We start from the raw sequence: 21,180 nt of genomic DNA on the forward strand, positions 1-21,180 counted from the left end.
CGGCGTTCGAGGGCGAGGGTGCGCCGTCCCTGACCCCCACCCACCCGCAGGGGGCGGCCACCCCTCCGCGCCGGCCTTCATCACTCAGCCCGTCCGGCGTGCGAGGACGAGGGCACACCGTCCCTGACCCCCACCCACCCGCAGGGGGCGGCCGCCTCTCCGCGCCGGTCCGCATCTCTCAGCCCGTCCGGCGTTTGAGGACGAGGCCCCTTCAGGGCCGGAGCGGGGGTCTGGGGGCGGCAGCCCCCAGGGGGCGGGGTCGAAGGGGCAGCGCCCCTGGGGGCTGGGACGGGTAGGGGCGGCGGGGGCGAGGGAAAGGGCAGTTGGGTCAGGCCGTGGCTGCCGGTGGGGTGGCGGCCAGTTGGCGGGACAGCCACGTGGGGACGCCGCCCAGGAGGCGGAACAGGCGGCGGGCCTCCTCGCGGAGGCGCGAGGCCTCCGGTTCGGTTTCCGTGTCGGCCAGGGAGGCGAGGGCGGGGGCCGTACCCACCAGATACCCCAGCTCCTCACGGATGCGCAGGGACTCGGCGAACCCGTGCCGCGCCTCCGCCAACTCACCGTCCCGCAGCGCGAGTCCGGCCAGATGGCGCCAGGTGAAGGAGAGGAGGAGGGGATCGGCGTGAGCCGTCGCGCCCGCGTGTGCGCGGCGGTATGCGGCGCGGGCCGCCTGGGGGGAGCGGGCAAGGTTCTCCGCCAGCAGTCCCCGGCGGAAGTCGAGCAACGCCCTCCCCGCCGCCCCCGGAGGGATCAGCGCCGCAGCCCGCCCCAGCGCGGCCCGCGCCTCGTCGGCCCGGTCGCGCACTGAGTGCAGCGTCGCCGCATAAGCAAGTTGCCCGCGTTCACAAGCGGCCGCGCCCCGCTCGTCGTCGCTGTGGGCGAGCGCCTCGGCCGTGCGCAGCGCGTCCTCGGCCTCCTCCCAGCCCTGCTCGGTGTACAGGCACCGCTCCACCAGCAGCGCGGCCCGCTGCAGCGCGGCCTGCGCGGTGACCGGCTGGAGCAGGGCCGCCGCGTCCGCCCAGCAGGCGCGTGAACGCAGCCGCCATACCGCGGTCTGGAGTGGATCGTCACCGGCTGTCGTTCCGTTACCAGACATGGCGGTATCCGCCACCTTGCCCTCCCCGAGCACGCCATCGAGCTGTTGAGTGGTGGCCGCATCTCAGCATGAATCGCCGGGCCCGGCCAAGAGGGTGGGTGAAGGATTTCACAAAGTCGTGGGACGGCGACGGCACTTGGTGCCATCCCGGACCACCGCCCGCGAGGCCCGGCGCACGCTCAACTCATCCGCAATGCCAGGAAGAAATCCAGCTTGTCCTCCAGACGGGACAGGTCCCGGCTCGTCAACTGCTCGATCCTGCCCACTCGGTAGCGCAGCGTGTTGACGTGCAGGTGGAGGCGGGTCGCGCAGCGCGTCCAGGAGCCGTCGCACTCCAGGAAGGCTTCCAGGGTGGGGATCAGCTCGGCGCGGTGGCGGCGGTCGTAGTCCCGGAGCGGGTCGAGCAGCCTCGCCGTGAAGGCTCGGCGTACGTCGTCCGGGACGAAGGGGAGCAGCAGGACGTGCGAGGCCAGTTCCTGGTGGCCCGCCGCGCAGACCCGGCCGGGGCGGGCCGCCGCCACCCGGCGGGCGTGCCGGGACTCCTCCAGGGCGCCGCGCAGGCCCTCCGCCGAGTGCACGGCCGCGCTCACGCCGAGCGTGACCCGGCCGTCGTCGTCCAGGCCCGCCGCCAGCGGGTCCCGGATCGCGTCGAGGAGCGCGTCGGCGTGGATCCCCGCCTCGGAGCCGTCGTGCTCCGAGGCGACGGCGGGCAGCGGGACCAGGGCGATGGCCTCGTCGCCCGTGTGGGCCACGGCGATGCGGTCGGAGGGTTCCGGGCCGGTCGCGAGCGGGTCCACCAGGACCTCCTCCAGCAGGGACTGGGCGACCGGGCCGGCCTCGATGTCCCCGCCCTCCCACTCGACCCGGGCGACGACGACCTGCCAGTGCGGGGCCGCGCCGAGACCGGGGAGGAGGACCGGGGCCGCGACCCGCAGGCGCGCGGCGATCTCGGCGGGTGCCGCGCCCGTCTGGACCAGTTCGAGGACCTCCTGCGCGAGGCGGCGGCGCACCGTGCGGGCCGCGTCCCTGCGGTCCCGCTCCACCGCGATCAGCTGCGTGACGCCCTGGAGGAGGTCCAGCCGCTCCTCGGGCCAGTCGCTCGCGTCCGCCTCCACGGCCAGCAGCCAGTCCGACAGCACCGTCTCGCGCACGTCCCGCGCGGCCCGCGGGGAACGGCCGCTGCTGCGGATCGGGAAGAGCGAGTACGGCGTGCTGCCGAGGGTCACCCTGTGCGGGCCGCGGCGGCCCGTGCGGGCGGCCGACAGATGCTCCGCCGCCAGCCTCGCACACAGGTCGGTGGGCAGCGCCGGGCCACCCACCTTCGAACCGGCGATGAGCCGCCCCGTCGGCGACAGCACCCACGCCCGCAGGTCCAGGTCCGAGCCGAGGAGGTCGAGGACCACGTCCGGGCCGCCGCCCGCCGGGCCCGACGTCATCATCCGGCGGTGCCGGTCGACGACGGCCGCGAGGTCCCCGGCCCGCTCGCCGCTGACCTGCCGTACGACATGCTCGGTGATCGTCGCGAAGGCCACCGACTCGTGCACGGCGAACAGCGGCAGACGGTGGCGGGCGCAGGCCTGGACCAGGTCCTCGGGTACGTCGCCCAGCTCGGCCTCGCCGGCCGCCAGCGCGACCACCCCGGACTGCACCAGGAGGCGCACGAACGGCTCGGAGTCCGCGGGGCCCCGCCGCCAGGCCAGCCCCGTGAGCACCAGCTCTCCGCCCGAGAGATAGCGGCTGGGGTCCCTGAGGTCGGTGGTCATCACACCGCGCACGGTGCGGTCCAGCTCGTCCTCGCCGCCGAGCAGCTTGAGGCCCAGCGCGTCGGTGTCCAGCAGTGCGCGCAGCCGCATTCTCGTCGCCGCCGTTCTTTGTCTAGAAATCTACGATGGATCTAGGAGGTCGTGTGGTGAGCGGCCCGCCCGGCGGGCCGGTGAGTGGTGACCGTCCTCCGCCGGGCTGTGTGCCGGCTGTGTCCCTGGTCACAAGGGCTGTGTCTCACGTTTCCACGGAAAAACGGGGAGGTTACTGGTGACCTCCGTTCATACGAATCTACAAGATGACCTCCGTGGCCAGCCAACTCCTTCATGTTTTCCGTGACTGACCCCGGTGGAGGACGGCGCTGTGTACTGACGTCAATGCGCGTTAACAGCACATGAACGAGCCGGGCCCGCCGCACCAGATCTGGCTCAAACCGTACGACCCACGAGACCAAGAAGAGAGCCGGTCATGGACTTCCTTCGCCCCGCCAGCTGGGAGGAGGCGCTCGCCGCGAAGGCCGAGCACCCCACCGCTGTGCCGATTGCGGGTGGCACCGATGTGATGGTCGAGATCAACTTCGACCACCGCCGGCCCGAGTACCTCCTCGACCTGAACCGCATCGGCGACCTCTACGAGTGGGAGGTCGGCGAGGAGAGCGTGCGGCTCGGGGCTTCGGTGCCGTACAGCAAGATCATGGAGAACCTGCGCGCCGAGCTGCCGGGCCTGGCCCTCGCCTCGCACACGGTCGCCTCCCCGCAGATCCGCAACCGCGGCGGCGTCGGCGGCAACCTCGGCACCGCCTCCCCGGCCGGTGACGCCCACCCCGCCCTGCTGGCGGCCGGCGCCGAGGTCGAGGTCGAGTCGGTGCGCGGCAGCCGCCGTATCCCGATCGACGAGTTCTACACCGGCGTGAAGCGCAACGCGCTGGCCGCGGACGAGCTGATCCGCGCCGTGCACATCAAGAAGGCCGACGGGCCGCAGCAGTACTCGAAGGTCGGCACCCGCAACGCCATGGTCATCGCCGTGTGCGCCTTCGGGCTCGCGCTGCACCCCGAGACGCGGACCGTGCGGACCGGGATCGGCTCGGCCGCCCCCACGCCCGTGCGGGCCAAGGCCGCCGAGGAGTTCCTGAACGCGGCGCTCGAAGAGGGCGGCTTCTGGGACAACGGAAAGATCATCACCCCGTCGGTCGCCAAGCAGTTCGCGGACCTGTGCTCCGCCGCCTGCAACCCGATCGACGACGTCCGGGGCACGGCGAGCTACCGCCGGCACGCGGTCGGCATCATGGCCCGCCGCACGCTGACCTGGACCTGGGAGTCGTACCGCGGCACCGCCGCCACCTCGGAGGGAGTCGCCTGATGCGCGTCAACTTCACTGTCAACGGACGTCCGCAGGAAGCTGACGACGTCTGGGAGGGCGAGAGCCTTCTGTACGTGCTGCGTGAGCGGCTCGGTCTACCGGGCTCCAAGAACGCCTGTGAGCAGGGCGAGTGCGGTTCCTGCACGGTCCGGCTGGACGGTGTGCCGGTGTGTTCGTGCCTGGTCGCCGCCGGGCAGGTCGAGGGCCGCGAGGTCGTCACCGTCGAGGGGCTCGCCGACTACGCCAAGCAGCGTGCCGAGGGCGGCGGTTGCGCCTCCGGCGCCTGTGGCACCTCCCTGCAGGACGCCCAGCAGTGGGCCGCCAAGGGCCAGGACTCCCAGACCGGCGAGGGCACCGAACTCTCCCCGATCCAGCAGGCGTTCATCGACGCCGGCGCCGTCCAGTGCGGCTTCTGCACGCCGGGTCTGCTGGTCGCCGCCGACGAGATGCTGGAGAAGAACCCCAACCCGACCGACGCGGACATCCGCGAGGCCCTGTCGGGCAACCTGTGCCGCTGCACGGGTTACGAGAAGATCATGGACGCGGTCCGCCTGGCGGCCGCCCGGCAGGGAGAGGCGGTCTGAGCATGCCCACCAACGGCGCTCCTACGAAGATCACGCAGGGCTCCCAGACCAAGGGCGGCATCGGCGAGTCCACGCTCCGCCCGGACGGCACCCTCAAGGTCACCGGCGAGTTCGCGTACTCGTCCGACATGTGGCACGAGGACATGCTCTGGGGCCAGATCCTGCGCTCCACGGTCGCCCACGCCGAGATCGTGTCCATCGACACGAGCGAGGCCCTCGCCATGGCGGGCGTGTACGCCGTCATGACGTACGACGACCTGCCGACCGACGTGAAGAACTACGGCCTGGAGATCCAGGACACCCCGGTTCTCGCGCACGGCAAGGTACGCCACCACGGTGAGCCGGTCGCCATCGTCGCCGCCGACCACCCGGAGACGGCCCGCCGCGCAGCCGCCAAGATCAAGGTCGAGTACCGCGAGCTGCCCGTCATCACCGACGAGGCCTCCGCGACCGCCCCGGACGCGATCCTCATCCACGAGAACCGCGACGACCACCACTCCGGCCACGTCCCGCACCCGAACATCGTCCACCGCCAGCCGATCATCCGCGGCGACGCGGCGGAGGCCGCCAAGAAGGCGGACGTGATCGTCAAGGGCGAGTACACCTTCGGCATGCAGGACCAGGCCTTCCTCGGCCCGGAGTCCGGCCTCGCCGTGCCGGACGAGGACGGCGGCGTCCACCTCTACATCGCCACCCAGTGGCTGCACTCCGACCTGCGCCAGATCGCGCCCGTCCTCGGCCTGCCCGAGAAGAAGGTGCGGATGACGCTGTCCGGCGTCGGCGGCGCCTTCGGCGGTCGCGAGGACCTGTCGATGCAGATCCACGCCTGCCTGCTGGCACTGCGCACGGGCAAGCCCGTCAAGATCGTCTACAACCGCTTCGAGTCCTTCTTCGGGCACGTCCACCGTCACCCCGCCAAGCTCTACTACGAGCACGGCGCCACGAAGGACGGCAAGCTCACCCACGTGAAGTGCCGCATCGTGCTGGACGGCGGCGCGTACGCCTCCGCCTCCCCGGCGGTCGTCGGCAACGCCTCCTCGCTGTCGATCGGCCCGTACGTGGTCGACGACGTCGACATCGAGGCCATCGCCCTCTACACCAACAACCCGCCCTGCGGCGCCATGCGCGGCTTCGGCGCGGTCCAGGCGTGCTTCGCCTACGAGGCGCAGATGGACAAGCTGGCGGCGAAGCTGGGCATGGACCCGGTGGAGCTGCGGCAGCGCAACGCCATGGAGCAGGGGACCATCATGCCGACGGGGCAGCCCGTCGACTCCCCGGCCCCGGTCGCCGAACTCCTGCGCCGCGTCAAGGCGATGCCCATGCCGCCGGAGCGCCAGTGGGAGTCCAGCGAGGGCGCGGACGTACGGCAGCTGCCCGGCGGTCTGTCCAACACCACGCACGGTGAAGGCGTCGTACGCGGTGTCGGCTACGCGGTCGGCATCAAGAACGTCGGCTTCTCCGAGGGCTTCGACGACTACTCCACCGCCAAGGTGCGCATGGAGGTCGTCGGCGGCGAGCCGGTGGCCACCGTGCACACGGCCATGGCGGAGGTCGGCCAGGGCGGCGTCACCGTCCACGCGCAGATCGCCCGCACCGAGCTGGGCGTCACGCAGGTGACGATCCACCCGGCGGACACGCAGGTGGGCAGCGCCGGTTCGACGTCGGCCTCGCGCCAGACGTACGTCACCGGCGGCGCCGTGAAGAACTCCTGCGAGCTGGTCCGCGAGAAGGTGCTGGAGATCGGGCGCCGCAAGTTCGGCTCCTACCACCCCGCTTGGGCGACCGCCGAGCTGCTCCTGGAGGGCGGCAAGGTCGTCACCGACGGCGGCGAGGTCCTCGCCGATCTGGTCGACGTACTCGAAGGCGAGAGCGTCGAGGTCGAGGCCGAGTGGCGACACCGCCCGACCGAGGCCTTCGACCTGCGCACCGGCCAGGGCTTCGGCCACGTCCAGTACTCCTTCGCCGCGCACCGCGCCGTCGTCGAGGTCGACACCGAGCTCGGCCTGGTCAAGGTCATCGAGCTGGCCTGCGCCCAGGACGTCGGCAAGGCGCTCAACCCGCTGTCCGTCATCGGCCAGATCCAGGGCGGTACGACCCAGGGTCTCGGCGTGGCGGTCATGGAGGAGATCGTCGTCGACCCCAAGACGGCGAAGGTGAAGAACCCCTCCTTCACGGACTACCTCATCCCCACGATCCTCGACACGCCGACCATCCCCGTCGATGTGCTCGAACTCGCCGACGACCACGCCCCGTACGGGCTGCGTGGCATCGGCGAGGCCCCCACCCTGTCGTCCACCCCTGCCGTCCTCGCGGCGATCCGGAACGCGACCGGGCTGGAGCTCAACCGCACGCCGGTCCGTCCGGAACACCTCACCGGTACGGCGTAAGGAAACCCGCAAGTCCCTCCGGGCGGCGCACGGAACGTCACACACTCCGCGCCGCCCGGAGTACCTCAGATCGTTCGTCTCGGGCCGTCCCCCGGGTCGTGCGGCCGCAGCACCTTCCCAAATCCCGCAGCCGCCGTCGGCGGTGAGCAACCGTCAGGGTGGTTCTTATGCGGGTGTCCCTATGAACCTTGGGAGTAGGCCCACATGACCCAGCAGTCACTGGAGCCCACGACCACTGCCGAAGACGCGGGAGAAGGCACTCGCGTCCCCGCCGGCAAGTCGTGGCTCGACCGGTACTTTCACATATCCAAGCGGGGATCCACGGTCGCGCGTGAGGTGCGCGGCGGCGTCACCACCTTCATGGCGATGGCGTACATCCTCCTCCTCAACCCCCTGATCCTGTCCGGCAAGGACGCGGCAGGGGACACCCTCGCGCAGAAGGCCCTCATCACCGCGACCGCGTTCGCGGCGGCCTTCACCACGCTGCTGATGGGCTTCTTCGGCAAGGTGCCGCTCGCCCTCGCCGCCGGCCTCTCCGTCTCCGGCGTGCTCGCCTCGCAGGTCGCCCCGCAGATGACCTGGCCGCAGGCCATGGGCATGTGTGTGATGTACGGCGTCGTCATCATGCTGCTGGTCGTCACCGGCCTGCGCGAGATGATCATGAATGCGATCCCGCTCGCGCTGAAGCACGCGATCACCATGGGTATCGGCCTGTTCGTCGCCCTGATCGGCTTCTACAAGGCCGGCTTCGTGCACCAGGGTGAGGCCACCCCGGTCACCCTCGGCCCGGCCGGCGAACTGGCCGGCTGGCCCGTCCTGCTCTTCGCGGCCACCCTGCTCGCGATCTTCATGCTCCAGGCGCGCGGCATCCCCGGCGCGATCCTGATCGGCATCGTCGGCGGCACCGTCCTCGCCGTCGCCCTCAACGCGTTCGACGTCATCGACCCCAAGCAGTGGGCCAGCGGCGCTCCCGAACTGCACGGCAGCGCGGTGTCCATGCCCGACTTCTCCATCTTCGGCAACGTCGAGTTCGGCGGCTGGGGCGAGGTCGGCGCGATGACGGTCGGCATGATCGTCTTCACCCTCGTGCTCGCCGGGTTCTTCGACGCGATGGCGACGATCATCGGCGTCGGCACCGAGGCCAAGCTGGCCGACGACAAGGGCCGGATGCCGGGACTGTCCAAGGCGCTGTTCATCGACGGCGCGGGCGGTGCGATCGGCGGTGTGTCCGGCGCGTCCGGCCAGACGGTGTTCGTCGAGTCGGCGACCGGCGTCGGCGAGGGTGCCCGCACCGGGCTCTCCTCGGTGGTCACCGGCCTGTTCTTCGCGGCCTGCCTCTTCTTCACCCCGCTGACGGCGATCGTGCCGGGCGAGGTCGCGGCGGCGGCGCTGGTGGTGATCGGCGCCATGATGATGATGAACGCGCGGCACGTGGACTGGTCCGACCGGGCCACCGCGATTCCGGTGTTCCTCACGGTCGTGATCATGCCGTTCACGTACTCGATCACCGCGGGCGTCGCGGCCGGCGTCATCTCGTACGTCGCCATCAAGGCAGCTCAGGGCAAGGCCCGGGAGATCGGGGCGTTCATGTGGGCGCTGACAGGCATCTTCCTGGTGTACTTCGCCCTCAATCCCATTGAGAGCTGGCTGGGCGTGCACTAGCCGGTGCACGCACCGCCCTTCACACAACCGCTGTTCAAGGAGACCGACAGATGTTGGACATCGCCGAGGAGCTGAACCGGTGGGTCGAGCAGGGACGTGACTTCGCCGTGGCCACCGTGGTGGCGGTCGGCGGCAGCGCACCCCGCCAGCCCGGCGCCGCGCTCGCGGTGGACGCCGACGGCACGGCGATCGGCTCGGTCTCCGGCGGTTGTGTGGAGGGCGCGGTCTACGACCTGTGCCAACAGGCGCTGCAGGACGGCGAGACGGTCCTGGAACGCTTCGGCTACAGCGACGAGGACGCCTTCGCCGTCGGCCTCACCTGCGGCGGCATCATCGACATCCTCGTCACCCCGGTCCGGGCGGGCGACCCGGCCCGCCCGGTGCTGGAATCCGCGCTCGCCGCGGCCTCCCAGGGGGAAGCGGCGGCGGTGGCACGGATCGTGCGGGGGCCCGCGGAGCTGATGGGCCTGGCCCTGCTGATCCGCCCCGACGGCTCCTGCGACGGCGGCTTCGGCGCCCACCCCGAGCTGGACCGCACGGTCGCGGCGGAGGCGGGCGCGTTCCTGGACGCGGGCCGCACCGGCACCCTGGAGATCGGCGAACAGGGCTCACGCTGCGGAGCCCCGCTCACGGTGCTCGTCGAGTCCTCGGTCCCGCCGCCCCGGATGATCGTCTTCGGCGCGATCGACTTCGCGTCGGCGCTCGTGCGGATCGGCAAGTTCCTCAACTACCACGTGACGGTGTGCGACGCCCGCCCGGTCTTCGCGACCGAGGCCCGCTTCCCGGAGGCCGACGAGATCGTCGTGGAGTGGCCGCACAAGTACCTCGAGCGCACGCAGGTGGACGGCAGGACCGTCCTGTGCGTGCTCACCCACGACGCCAAGTTCGACGTACCCCTGCTTCAGCTGGCGTTGCGCCTCCCGGTGGCGTACGTCGGCGCGATGGGCTCCCGCCGTACCCACCTCGACCGCAACGAGCGGCTGCGGGAAGTCGGCGTGACGGACCTGGAGTTGGCCCGGCTCCGGTCACCCATCGGCCTCGACCTCGGCGCCCGTACGCCGGAGGAGACGGCCCTGTCGATCGCGTCGGAGATCGTCGCGAACCGGCGCGGGGGAAGCGGGGTCTCCCTGACGGGCGCGCACACGCCGATCCATCACGACGCCACGTCCACGTCCACGCCGGCGGGGCGGATCGGGTCGGTGGCCTGATCCCGCGCCAGGCTCAGTCGCCCGACTGCCCGAACACCGCGAGGTGGCTCGGCTCGTCGCCGGTGTACAGGACGACGTACAGTCCGGTCCACCGCATCCGGCTTTCGTTGAGGAGCGTCTCGCCGCGCTCGTGCGGCGGGCGGCGCAGCAGGTCCGCGTACGACTCGTCGACCAGTTCCCGGAACCGTTCGGGGGTCGGCCGGTCGCTGCCGAAGTGGTGCAGGATCCGGTCGGGCGCCAGGGCGCGCAGGGTCATGTAGTCGTCGGGGTCGAGCTCCGACGGGGCGGCCGTCGTGAGGACGACCCGCTGGATGTCGAGGATCGAGTGCGTCCCCTCCTCACCCATGAAATCCTCGTCCGCCCACATCTCAGCGATCGACCCGTACTCGTCGTCGCCGCCGTAGAACTCCTCGAAGACCTCCTCCTGCAGCGCTGCCAAGGACGCCTCGACACCACCCCTGTACTCAGTGACGTACGTCCAGCCGCTGGCACCCATCGCGCCACCCTCCCCTGCGAGAACCGTGAGTTCGGCGCAACCCTAGGAGAGGGCACTGACAACGACCGGTCAGGCTGTGCGCAGCAGGCGATTCACCGCCCGCCCGAACACATACCGCGCCGTACGCTCCAGCACACCGTCGAAGACCCCCGGCAGCCACCGCACCCCCAGCTCCTCCCGCCACACCACCCGCGCACGCCCTCCCGGACCGGGCCGCACCTCGATCTCGGCCCAGCCCCTGACCACCCGGCCTCGCTTCTCCAGCCGGCACAGGCCCGGCGAGTCGTCCCCCGGCGGCTGCCACACGGTCACCTCCATCAGGTCGTCGAAGGAGAGCGGGCCGACCCCCGAGCGGGCCACGACGAGGGTGCCCTCGTGGGTGGGCTCGGGGGTGGTGACCGAGACGCGGGTGAAGGGGACGACCTCGCCGTGCCGGGGCCACTCCGTCAGGCGGCGCCATGCCTCGTCCAGGGGGAGCGGAACCGTACGTTCGAGGAGGAAGTCGACCACGAAACGATCTTAGGGAATCACTGGGCGTAGAACGTCGCGTCCGCCCGGTCCGTGGCGGTGCTCGGCGTCTGGACGTACAGCAGGTAGTCGTAGTGCCTGATGTAGCGTCCCGCAAAGTTGTACGACTCGTACGAGACCCCCGCCGAGTCGGACAGCCCGGCCCGCTTGTGGAAGCTCGCGTCGGCCGCGAACTGTGCGGTGCCGTCGTTCTTCTCCAGCCACACCTCGAAGTTCTTGTGCCGCAGGTAGTAGCCCGGGAAGTTGGCCGACTCCAGCGAGACCGTGCCGCTGCCGGTCAGGCCGCTGACGACCCGGAACTGCGAGTCCGCGAGCGGGGAGACGTTCGCCTCGATCCGGGCCCGGTACTCCCAGTGCCGGACGAAGCGGTCCGCGAAGTTGTACGAGGAGAAGCGCTGCGGCGTGACCCCGTCGGCCACCGGGATGCCGAAGTCGGGGGTGCCGTCGGCCTTCCAGTACAGCTTCTGGACGCGGGTGCGGCGGTTGGGGTCGTTGAGCGGGTCGCCGGAGATGTCCTTGTAGCTGCGGTCGTGGTAGACGAGGATGTCGGACTTGCCGTCCTCCGAGATGGTGAAGGAGTTGTGCCCCGGACCGTACTGGCTCGTGCTGGCGTTGCTGGTGAACACCGGCGTGGAACTCTTGCTCCAGTTCGCCGCGTTGAGCAGGTCGGCGCTCGCGGACGCGGTCAGCATGCCGAGGCAGTAGTTGCTGTCCGTGGCGCTGGCGGAGTACGTCATGAACACCTTGCCGCCGTGCTGGATCACCGCCGGCCCCTCGTTGACCTTGTAGCCGACCGTCTCCCAGGAGTAGGTGGGACGGGACAGCATCACCGGAGTGCCGGTGATGGTCCAGGGGTTGGCCATCTTCGCCAGGTAGATGTCCGTGTTGTTGTTCACGGACGGGTCCCGCTGGGCCCACGCCAGATAGCGCACCCCGTTGACGACGAAGGTGGTGGCGTCCAGCGAGAAGCTCTCCCACTGGGTCTTGATCTGGCCCTTCTCCGTCCAGGTGGCGGTCAGCGGATTGGCGCCGGTGCCCTCCAGGACGTACATCCGGATCGCCCAGATGTCGTTGGTGGCCCCGGCGGCGAAGTACACGTACCACTTGCCGTCGATGTAGTGGATTTCCGGCGCCCAGATGTGCGCGCCCATCACGCCGCTGGAGTGCTTGGTCCAGATGGTGACCTCCTGGGCCGTCGACAGGCCCTGGATGGTCGTGGCCCGGCGCAGCACGATGCGGTCGTACTCGGGGACGGTCGCGGTGAAGTAGTAGTAGCCGTCGGTGTGCTTGAAGATGTGCGGGTCGGCCCGCTTCTCGGCGATCGGGTTGGTGTAGGTCACGGCGAGGGAGGCGGGGACGGCCGCCCGGGCGGCGGGCGCGGGGCCGGTGAGGCAGGCCGCGAGGGCGACGAGGACGGCCATGAGCAGCCGTACGGCTATGCGTCTCAAGGGAGTTCTCCGGATCAGAGGGGGCTGGGGGAGGGCTGATCAGGTGGCGGGGACGAGCTTCCACTGCTGGCAGTTGTTGTTCAGCCACGTCCACTGCCGTACGTCGGTGCCGTTCGCGGTGCCGCAGTCGGCGACGTCGGCGACCTTGCCGGTGGACTCGTTGACGATCCGGACGTGGTCGCCGCTCGCGGTGAGGACGAGCCGGTAGCGCTGGCACTTGTTGTTGAGCCAGGACCACTGCCGGATGTCGGCGCCGTCGGCGGCGGAGCACTCGGCGGTGTCCATCACCTTGCCGGTGGCGACGTTCACCAGCCGGTTGGTGTCGTCGCCGAGGTCCTGGACCTTCCACTTCTGGTTGGCCCCGCCGTTGCACGTCCACTGGAGGATGTTCGTGCCGTCGGCGGAGTCGCCGCCGTTCACGTCCAGGCACTTGCCGCTGTTGCGATTGACGAGGGTGTACGACGTCGGCGTCACCGCCGTCTCGCCGGAGGGGCCGGGGAGCGTGGTGCCGAGGGCGACGGGGGTGCCGAAGTTCGGGGTGCCGTCGGCGTTCCAGGTGAACTCCTGGGCGCGGGTGGTGCGGCCGTTGCCGCAGCCGCCGTTCGACGCGGAGTTGGCGTGGTAGACGATCCAGCTCTCGGTGCCGTCGGGCGAGGTGAAGAAGCCGTTGTGGCCGGGGCCGTACACCCCGTTGGCATCACTGCGCTGGAAGACCGGCGTCTGCTTCTTGGTCCAGGACGCCGGGTTCAGCGGGTCGGAGCCGGTCAGTTCCAGTTGGCCGAGCTTGTAGTCGGCGGTCTGGCAGGAGCTCGCGGAGTACGTCAGGAAGGTGCGGCCGTTGTGATAGAGCGGCTCGGGGCCCTCGTTGACGGGGCTGCCGGAGCGCTCCCAGTCCAGGATCGGGCTGGAGATGATCGTGAAGGTGCTGCTCGCGAGGGTGTACGGATTGCTCAGCGGGGCGATGACCAGGCTCTGCGGACTGCCGTTGATGAACCCGCTGCCGACCAGGTACAGCTTGCCCCCGGCCTGGAGCACACTGGCGTCGATCAGCCAGCCGCCCGGCGTCAGGTTCGACCCGGTGAGCGAACCCTTGTAGGTGTACGGCCCCATCGGGTCGGTGCCCGCGCTCTCCAGTACGTGCGTGCGCTGCGAGTCGCAGCAGGCGACGCCGCTCTGGCCGGCCGAGTAGTACACGTACCAGTGGCCGTTGACCAGGTGCATCTCCGGCGCCCAGATGTTCGTGTTGCGCGTGGGCGTCGCGTCCGACCACACCTGCACGTTGGGTGCGGTGGCGAGGCCCGCGAGCGTCGGCGACTTGCGGATGCCGAGGATGCCGGTGAACGTCGTGGTGATCAGGTAGTAGTTGCCGTCGTGGTACTGCAGCCAGGGATCGGCGCCCTTGAACGACTTCAGCGGGTTCGTGTACGGGCGGCCGTCCGCCGCGGACGCCGGCTGTGTGGTCGCCATCAGGGCCAGGAGCGCGGTGAGCACGCAGAGGATCAGTGATCTGCGGCGTTTCCTGAAGAGCGGATGAGACATCCGGGGCATGCGAGACCGTCCCTGTCCGTGGATTCGAAATTTCGAACGTAGTTCGTGATTCCGATCGTGATGTGGGCACGAAGATAAAAGTGGACCATGTCCCCGTCAACGGTTTCGTCGTACGTGCTGCACAAACCCGCGTGCGGACGCGCGCCGGGCGCGAGTGCACGTTGATGCGCTTGCCCGTTCAGGTGATCAACCGACGGTTGCCCCACCGGCTCCTCTCCGGCCCCCGTATCCAAGGCCCATGGACAATCACCGCGCGCCTGTCGGCTCAACTCCCTTCTCCCGACGGCAGTTCACGACCGCATCCGCCAGTACGGCCGCTCTGGTCGCGTTAACCCCCACCGCGGCCACCGCCGCACCCGCTGTCCCCCAACAGGCCCCGCACCGGCCCCGGTCCACCGCCGACTGGGACACCTGCCTGGCCGTCGCCCGCGCCCTACTGGTGGTCGACGACCACGACCGGCCGCTGGTGCCGACGTACCGGAAGATCCTCGACTCCGGGCTCCCGCGCGCGAAGACGAAGACCGCGAAGAGGGTCCTCGTCGTCGGCGCCGGACCCGCCGGCCTGGTCGCCGCCTGGCTGCTGAAGCGGGCCGGGCACCACGTCACGCTCGTCGAGGCCAACGGCAACCGCGTCGGCGGCCGCATCAAGACCTTCCGCACCGGCGGGCACGAGCACGCGGCCCAGGCCTTCACCGATCCCGCCCAGTACGCGGAGGCCGGCGCCATGCGCATTCCCGGCAGCCATCCGCTGGTGATGAGCCTGATCGACCAACTCGGCGTCAAGCGCCGCCGGTTCCACCTCGTCGACGTCGACGGCGAAGGCAAGCCCGTCAACCACGCCTGGCTCCACGTCAACGGCATCCGGGTGCGCCGCTCGGAGTACGCGAAGTCGCCCCGCAGGATCAACCGCTCCTTCGGCGTCCCGCGCGAGTACTGGGACACCCCGTCCTCGACCGTCCTGCGCCGCGCGCTGGACCCCGTGCGCGACGAGTTCAGCACCGTCGGACCGGACGGCAAGCGGGTCGACAAGCCGATGCCCGAGCGGGTCAAGGGCTGGGCACGGGTCGTGCAGAAGTACGGCGACTGGTCGATGTACCGGTTCCTGACGGAGGAGGCGGGCTTCGACGAACGGACCATCGATCTGATCGGCACGCTGGAGAACCTCACCTCGCGGCTGCCGCTCTCCTTCATCCACAGCTTCATCAGCCAGTCGCTGATCAGCCCCGACACCGAGTTCTGGGAGCTGGTCGGCGGCACGGCGACCCTCCCGGACGCGCTGCTCGAGCAGGTCGCCGACGTCCTGCGCCTCGACCGGCGCGCGACCCACGTCGAGTACTGGGACCCCGGCCGGCCCGGCGCCGACGACACCTCCCACGTCCGCGCCGACGGCCCGCACGTCTGGATCGACACCGTCTCCGAGGGACGCGACGGCAAGGTCGTGCGCGAGCAGTTCACGGGTGACCTCGCGATCGTCACCGTGCCGTTCTCGGGGCTCAGGCAGGTGCAGGTCAGCCCGCTGATGTCGTACAAGAAGCGGCGTGCGGTCGCCGAGCTGCACTACGACAGCGCGACCAAGGTGCTGCTCGAATTCGGTCTGCGCTGGTGGGAGTTCACCGAGGCCGACTGGAAACGGGAGCTCGACGCCGTCCGCCCCGGACTCTACGACGACTACCGCAAGGGCAGGGCACCGGCCGACGGCAGCCTCCTGGGCGCCCACCCCTCCGTCCCGCACGGCCACATCAGCGACGCGCAGCGCGCCCACTACGCCGCCAACCGCTGGGCCACCCGTGACCAGCCGGAGGCGGCGCACATCATCGGCGGCGGCTCGGTCTCCGACAACTCCAACCGGTTCATGATCAACCCATCCCACCCGGTCGACGGCAGCAAGGGCGGTGTCGTCCTCGCCTCCTACAGCTGGGCCGACGACGCCTCCCGCTGGGACTCCCTCGACGAGGACGCCCGCTACCCGCACGCGCTGCGGGGGCTGCAACAGGTCTACGGCCAGCGCGTCGAGGTCTTCTACACCGGTGCCGGGCGCACACAGAGCTGGCTGCGCGATCCGTACGCGTACGGTGAGGCGTCCGTGCTCCTCCCGGGGCAGCACACGGAGCTGCTGCAAGCCATCCGGGCCCCCGAGGGTCCGCTCCACTTCGCCGGGGACCACACCTCGGTCAAGCCGTCGTGGATCGAGGGCGCCCTCGAGTCGGGGGTGCGGGCGGCACTGGAGGTGCACGGGGACTGAGTCACCGCAGGGCTCAGCCGCCCAGGGGCTGTTCCGTCCAGATCACCTTGCCGTGGGCCGTGTACCGCGTCCCCCACCGCTCGGCGAACTGCGCCACCAGGAACAGCCCCCGGCCGCCCTCGTCCGTGGTCGCCGCGCTGCGCAGATGCGGGGCGGTGCTGCTGGCGTCGGAGACCTCGCAGATCAGGGCGCGGTCGCGGATCAGGCGGACGCGGATGGGGCCGGTGGCGTGGCGGATCGCGTTCGTGACCAGCTCGCTGAGGATCAGCTCGGTCGTGAACGCCTCCTCGGTCAGCCCCCAGTCGTCCAGGGTCCGGGTGGCCGCCGCCCGGACCCGGGCCACTGCGGAGGGGTCGCCCGGAACGTCCCAGGCCGCAGTGCGGTCGGCGGGGAGCAAGCGCGTCCGGGCGACGACGAGGGCGACGTCGTCGCGCGGCCGCTCGGGCAGCAGGGTCTCCAGGACCGCCTTGCACGTCTCCTCCGGCGTCCGGCCGTGCGTCGGCGGCGCCTCGGCGAGCGCCCCGCGCAGCCGCTCCAGGCCCTCGTCGATGTCCCGCCCCTGGTCCTCGACCAGCCCGTCCGTGTAAAGGACCAGCCCACTGCCCTCGGGCAGCCGCAGCTCCGTCGCCTCGAAGGGCAGGCTGCCGCCCAGGCCCAGCGGCGGCCCGCCGGGGACGGCGGGGAACTCGACGTGGCCGTCGGGGTGGACGAGAGCCGGTTCGAGGTGGCCGGCTCGGGAGAGGCTGCACAGCCCGGAGGACGGGTCGTAGACGGCGTACAGGCAGGTCGCTCCGGTGACCGGCGCGCGCTCACCGTCGTGCAGGACGTCACCCTCGTCCTGGTCGATACGGGCGACCAACTCGTCCAGGTGGCCGAGGAGTTCGTCGGGCGGGAGATCCAGGGTGGAGAAGTTGTGGACCGCGGTGCGCAGCCGTCCCATGGTGGCCGCCGCGTGCAGTCCGTGTCCCACGACGTCCCCCACGACCAGCGCCACCCGCGCCCCCGGCAGCGGGATGACGTCGAACCAGTCCCCGCCGACCCCGCCCTGCGCCGCCTGCGCGGGCAGATAGCGGTAGGCGACGTCCAGGGCGCTCTGGCCGGGCAGGGCCCGGGGCAGCAGGCTGCGCTGGAGCGTGACCGACAGGGTGTGCTCGCGGGTGTAGCGGCGGGCGTTGTCGATGCTGACGGCGGCCCGCGCCACGAGTTCCTCGGCGAGGGAGACGTCGTCCGGCTCGAAGGGCTCGGGCCGGTCGGCGCGCCAGAAGGTGGCCATGCCCATGATGACGCCCCGGGCGCGCAGCGGGACCGTGAGCATCGTGTGGATCCCGAAGTCCACGATCCTGCGGGCGTTCTCGGGATCCTGCTCCTGCCAGCCGGAGAACGCGGGCATGTCCGCCTCCAGCACGGTCTGGCCCGTGCCGAAACCGAAGGCCTGGGGGCTGGCCGCCGCGAAGTGGATCAGCTCGCCGAGGGGATAGAGCGGGCTGCCCTCCCGCACGCCACGGAACGCGACCCGGCGCATGTCCGTGCGGCCCACCTTCGGCTCCTCGCCGCGCAGCACCGGATCCGAGAGATCGACGCTGACGAAGTCCGCGAACCGCGGCACCGCGAAGTCGGCCAGCTCCTGCGAGGTGCGCGTGACGTCGAGGGTCGTGCCGATCTCCAGTCCCGCGTCGTACAGCAGCTTCAGCCGCTCCTGCGCCACGTCCGCACGGCCGGTCAGCGTCCGCAGTTCGGTGGTGTCCCGCAGCGTGGCCACACTGCCGGGCGGGCCGCCGTCCCGGTCGGTCGCCCGCTGGCTGACGGCGAGCAGCCGGCCCCGGGCCAGGTGCACCTCGTCGGTGGCGTCCCGCCCGGAGGCGAACAGCTGGGCGAGTTCGCTCCCGATGCCCAGGTCGCGGCAGCGCCGGCCCTCCGCGTCCGGGTCCAGTCCGAGCAGCCGGCGCGCCTCGTCGTTGGCCAGGGCCAGCCGCCGCTTGCCGTCCAGGATCAGCACGCCCTCGCGTACGGCGTGCAGGACGGCGTCGTGATGCTCGTACATCCGCGTCATCTCGGCGGGCCCCAGCCCATGGGTCTGCCGCAGCAGCCGTCGGCTGACCAGTGCGGTCCCGGCGGTGGCCACGGCGAGCGCGACCGCCGCCGAGCCGAACAGCACCGGAAGATGCTGATCGGCGAACCCGCCCACGCTGTCCAGCGTCACCCCGGCGGCCACCAGCCCGACGATCCGGCCGGCGTCGTCGGAGACAGGGACCACGGCCCGCACGGACGGCCCCAGTGTTCCGGTGTACGTCTCCCGCACCACTCCGCCCGCCGCGGCCGGGGCGATGGTCCCGATGAAGTGCTTGCCGATCTGGTCCGGGTCGGGGTGGGTATAGCGGATCCCGTCCCTGGTCATCACGACGATGAAGTCGACGTTCGTGGCCTCGCGCGCCGCCTCGGCACGCGGCTGGAGCACCCCGGCCGGATCCGGGGCCGCCAGGGCCTCGGCGATGCCCGGCGCGTGTGCGAAGGACTCGGCCACGGCGAGGGACCGGTTGCCGGCCTCTCGTTTGCTGTCGGCGCGGACCTGCAGCACGAGGGCCACCACCGCGGCGACGACGAGGAGCACGACGATCGCCGCCTGCAGCACGAAGACCTGCCGGGCGACGGTACGCGCGCTCAACAGCGAGCGCAGGCGGCCGAGGATTCCGGCCATGCCTCATTTCTAACACGGGGGCGCTCCGCTGGGAGGGTCGCGAAGGGGGGTGCCGTGTCAGGCCGTCGGTTGTCTGCGGGTTCGTTGTGGCTGGTCGCGCAGTTCCCCGCGCCCCTTAAGTACGTCTACGGCGAGCACGATTCGATGCGCTCGGCGTCTGACGTCGCCCCGGTGACCGGCGTTCTTGCGGTGGTCGGTTTGTGGAGGAGGAGCAAGGCCGCGTCGTCGTGGAGGTGGCCGCCCACGTGGGTCAGGAGCTCGTCATGCAGGGCGGTGACGGTGTGGGACGGGTCGTCGCAGGTGTGGCGGGCCAGGCCATCGGCGAGCGGGTAGAACTCGCGGTCGTGGTTGCGGGCCTCGGTGACGCCGTCGGTGTAGAGCAGCAGTTGGTCGCCGTCGGCGAAGGGCAGCACCTGGAGTGCGGGGGCCTCACCGGCGAGGGTGCGCAGGCCGAGGGGCGGGGCCGGGTGGTCCGGCTCGACCGGTACGACGACGGAGTCGCGCACCAGCAGCGGGGGCGCATGGCCACAGTTGACGACCTCCAGCTGCCCCTCCCCGGGATACCCGGCGACCACGGCGGTGACGAAGTCGTCGCTGCCCAGGTTGCGGGCCAGGCTCCGCTCGATCCGCGCGACGACGGCGAGGAGGTCGGGCTCGTCGTGGGCGGCCTCCCGGAAGACGCCGAGCACCAGCGCGGCGGTCCCCACGGCCGGCAGGCCCTTGCCGCGCACATCGCCGACGATCAGCCTGACCCCGTACGGCGTGGACACGAGCGCGTAGAGATCGCCGCCGATCCGGGCCTCCGCCGCGGCGGCGCTGTAACGGACGGCCACACTGAACGGCCCGACCGTCGCGGGTATGGGCTGGAGCAGGGCGTGCTGTGCGGCCTCGGCGACGGAGCGGACCGCTGCCAGCACCCGCTCGCGCCGACCGCGCAGTGCGCTGGTCAGGCCGCACGCCAGGGTGACCACCAGCAGAGCGGACAGGGCGACCGCCAGCTCGCTGCCCGCGGCTCCGCCGCGGATGCCGAGGGTGACGCTCAGGGCGGCGGCGAGCAGGCCCACGCACACGACACCGCGCGGCCCGCAGGTGGTGGCGGCGAGCGCGGGCGCCGTGGCGAGCAGCGGCACCCAGGTCATCCCCGATCCGCCGATGAGATCGACGAGCGCGAAGGCGGAGACGATCAGGATGGGCAGTACGGGCGCAGCCGTGACGAGTCGCCTCGGCCAGTGGTCACGACCGTGGTGGGGGGCCTCGCTCATGTCTTGTCCGCTGTCCTCACCTGTGTGCGGGGGCATGCGCCCGTGAAATGTCCGATTTATATAAGGAAATCGGTTCGATCCGGGCGGGACAAGGACGGCATTTTCAGATAGTGAGCGAGAGGCCCCTGGTGACGCGGCTCGCGGTGGGGAGCAGACGCGCCCTGATCTCCTCCAGCCGGGAGCGCCGGTCGGCCCGCAGCGAGACGCCGAGCGAGCCCAGGGTCGTCCCGCTGTAGACGGGCACCGCGACGCAGACCGTGCCGAGGGAGTACTCCTCCATGTCCGTCACGGCCGGGGCCATCGGCGAGGCGTCGAGCTTCCGGAGCAGGTCACGGGTGTCGGTGATCGTCCTGGGCGTGAGGTCGGCGAGGGTGTGCCGGGACAGGTAGTCCTTGCGTGACTCCTCGTCCAGCTCGCGCAGGACCGACTTGCCCAGCGCCGTGGCGTGCCCCGCGTCCTCGAACCCCACCCACAGGTCGACCCGGGGAGCACGCGGGCCGTCGACGATCTCCGCGACGCGGATCTCCCCGTCCTCGTAGAAGGTGAGGTAGGCGGCGGTGTGCAGTTCGTCCCGCAGCGCAGCGAGCGTGGGCCGGATCCTGCTGAGCAGCGCCTGCGCCCGGCCCGCCGTGTGCAGCGTCTGGAGCCGCTCGCCCAGGATGAACCCGCCGTCGTCGAGCTTGCGCACGTATCCGTCGTGGACCAGCGTCCGCAGCAGGTGATACGTCGTGGCCAGGGGCAGGCCCGTCTCCCGTGCCAGCTGTTTCGCCGGCGCGCCGTTCTCGTGCGCGCTCACCACCTCCAGCAGGCGGAAGGCCCGCTGGACCGAGTTGATGAGCGTGGGGCCGCTCTGCGCACCCATACGAACAGCGTGCGCCGGGCGCACGGCGCGGGCAAGGCGGGCCCG

At 71.1% G+C, this 21,180-nt stretch carries 15 protein-coding genes; 6 read left to right on the top strand and 9 right to left on the bottom strand.

Annotated features, from left to right (window positions below; genetic code table 11):
- Nucleotides 1–328: 328 nt before the first annotated feature.
- Nucleotides 329–1,093, bottom strand: coding sequence for a hypothetical protein (locus tag ACZ7L6_RS00090; protein ID WP_471919653.1), 765 nt, complete (start codon nt 1,091–1,093; stop codon nt 329–331).
- A gap of 179 nt (nt 1,094–1,272) precedes the next feature.
- Nucleotides 1,273–2,946, bottom strand: a complete 1,674-nt coding sequence (locus tag ACZ7L6_RS00095; protein ID WP_471919654.1) for a PucR family transcriptional regulator — start codon at nt 2,944–2,946, stop codon at nt 1,273–1,275.
- A gap of 376 nt (nt 2,947–3,322) precedes the next feature.
- Between ACZ7L6_RS00095 and ACZ7L6_RS00100 the strand changes: the two genes are divergently transcribed.
- From ACZ7L6_RS00100 to ACZ7L6_RS00120, 5 genes are all read left to right on the top strand, one after another.
- Nucleotides 3,323–4,213: an FAD binding domain-containing protein gene (locus tag ACZ7L6_RS00100; protein ID WP_471919655.1), complete on the top strand. Its 891-nt coding sequence runs from the start codon at nt 3,323–3,325 to the stop codon at nt 4,211–4,213.
- A complete protein-coding gene (locus tag ACZ7L6_RS00105) occupies nt 4,213–4,797 on the top strand; it encodes a (2Fe-2S)-binding protein (RefSeq protein ID WP_471919656.1) in 585 nt (194 codons plus the stop codon). The genes ACZ7L6_RS00100 and ACZ7L6_RS00105 overlap by 1 nt, the downstream gene beginning before the upstream one ends.
- A gap of 2 nt (nt 4,798–4,799) precedes the next feature.
- The gene (locus tag ACZ7L6_RS00110; protein ID WP_471919657.1) at nt 4,800–7,184 is read left to right on the top strand and encodes a xanthine dehydrogenase family protein molybdopterin-binding subunit; all 2,385 of its coding nucleotides are present in this window, start codon (nt 4,800–4,802) and stop codon (nt 7,182–7,184) included.
- Nucleotides 7,185–7,388: 204 nt separating this feature from the next.
- On the top strand, nt 7,389–8,846 hold the full coding sequence (locus ACZ7L6_RS00115) for an NCS2 family permease (protein WP_471919658.1): 1,458 nt from the start codon (nt 7,389–7,391) through the stop codon (nt 8,844–8,846).
- Between the two features lie 50 nt (nt 8,847–8,896).
- Entirely contained in the window at nt 8,897–10,054 is a 1,158-nt protein-coding gene (locus ACZ7L6_RS00120; protein WP_471919659.1) for an XdhC family protein, read from the top strand.
- 13 nt (nt 10,055–10,067) lie between these two features.
- Here the strand turns inward: ACZ7L6_RS00120 and ACZ7L6_RS00125 are convergent, their stop codons facing one another.
- The 4 genes from ACZ7L6_RS00125 to ACZ7L6_RS00140 form a co-directional block, all read right to left on the bottom strand.
- Nucleotides 10,068–10,550 carry a hypothetical protein gene (locus ACZ7L6_RS00125; RefSeq protein ID WP_471919660.1) on the bottom strand — a complete coding sequence of 161 codons (483 nt, stop codon included), beginning with the start codon at nt 10,548–10,550 and terminating at the stop codon, nt 10,068–10,070.
- 69 nt (nt 10,551–10,619) lie between these two features.
- On the bottom strand, nt 10,620–11,060 hold the full coding sequence (locus ACZ7L6_RS00130) for an SRPBCC family protein (protein ID WP_471919661.1): 441 nt from the start codon (nt 11,058–11,060) through the stop codon (nt 10,620–10,622).
- Nucleotides 11,061–11,077: 17 nt separating this feature from the next.
- Nucleotides 11,078–12,499 carry a family 43 glycosylhydrolase gene (locus ACZ7L6_RS00135; protein WP_471920567.1) on the bottom strand — a complete coding sequence of 474 codons (1,422 nt, stop codon included), beginning with the start codon at nt 12,497–12,499 and terminating at the stop codon, nt 11,078–11,080.
- A 66-nt stretch (nt 12,500–12,565) separates the two neighbouring features.
- A complete protein-coding gene (locus ACZ7L6_RS00140; protein WP_471919662.1) occupies nt 12,566–14,065 on the bottom strand; it encodes a family 43 glycosylhydrolase in 1,500 nt (499 codons plus the stop codon).
- A 247-nt stretch (nt 14,066–14,312) separates the two neighbouring features.
- Here ACZ7L6_RS00140 and ACZ7L6_RS00145 point away from each other — a divergent pair, with 247 nt between their 5' ends.
- Nucleotides 14,313–16,316 (top strand): flavin monoamine oxidase family protein, encoded by a 2,004-nt coding sequence (locus ACZ7L6_RS00145; protein ID WP_471919663.1) that lies wholly within the window; start codon nt 14,313–14,315, stop codon nt 16,314–16,316.
- Nucleotides 16,317–16,329: 13 nt separating this feature from the next.
- Here the strand turns inward: ACZ7L6_RS00145 and ACZ7L6_RS00150 are convergent, their stop codons facing one another.
- The 3 genes from ACZ7L6_RS00150 to ACZ7L6_RS00160 all read right to left on the bottom strand — a co-directional run bounded on the left by ACZ7L6_RS00150 (nt 16,330) and on the right by ACZ7L6_RS00160 (nt 21,135).
- On the bottom strand, nt 16,330–19,011 hold the full coding sequence (locus ACZ7L6_RS00150) for a SpoIIE family protein phosphatase (protein WP_471919664.1): 2,682 nt from the start codon (nt 19,009–19,011) through the stop codon (nt 16,330–16,332).
- Nucleotides 19,012–19,136: 125 nt separating this feature from the next.
- Complete coding sequence (locus ACZ7L6_RS00155; RefSeq protein WP_471919665.1) at nt 19,137–20,273, bottom strand: PP2C family protein-serine/threonine phosphatase; 1,137 nt, start codon at nt 20,271–20,273, stop codon at nt 19,137–19,139.
- 103 nt (nt 20,274–20,376) lie between these two features.
- Nucleotides 20,377–21,135 carry an IclR family transcriptional regulator gene (locus ACZ7L6_RS00160; RefSeq protein WP_471919666.1) on the bottom strand — a complete coding sequence of 253 codons (759 nt, stop codon included), beginning with the start codon at nt 21,133–21,135 and terminating at the stop codon, nt 20,377–20,379.
- Nucleotides 21,136–21,180 lie beyond the last annotated feature (45 nt).

It is taken from the genome of Streptomyces sp. NPDC107522, assembly GCF_055657525.1.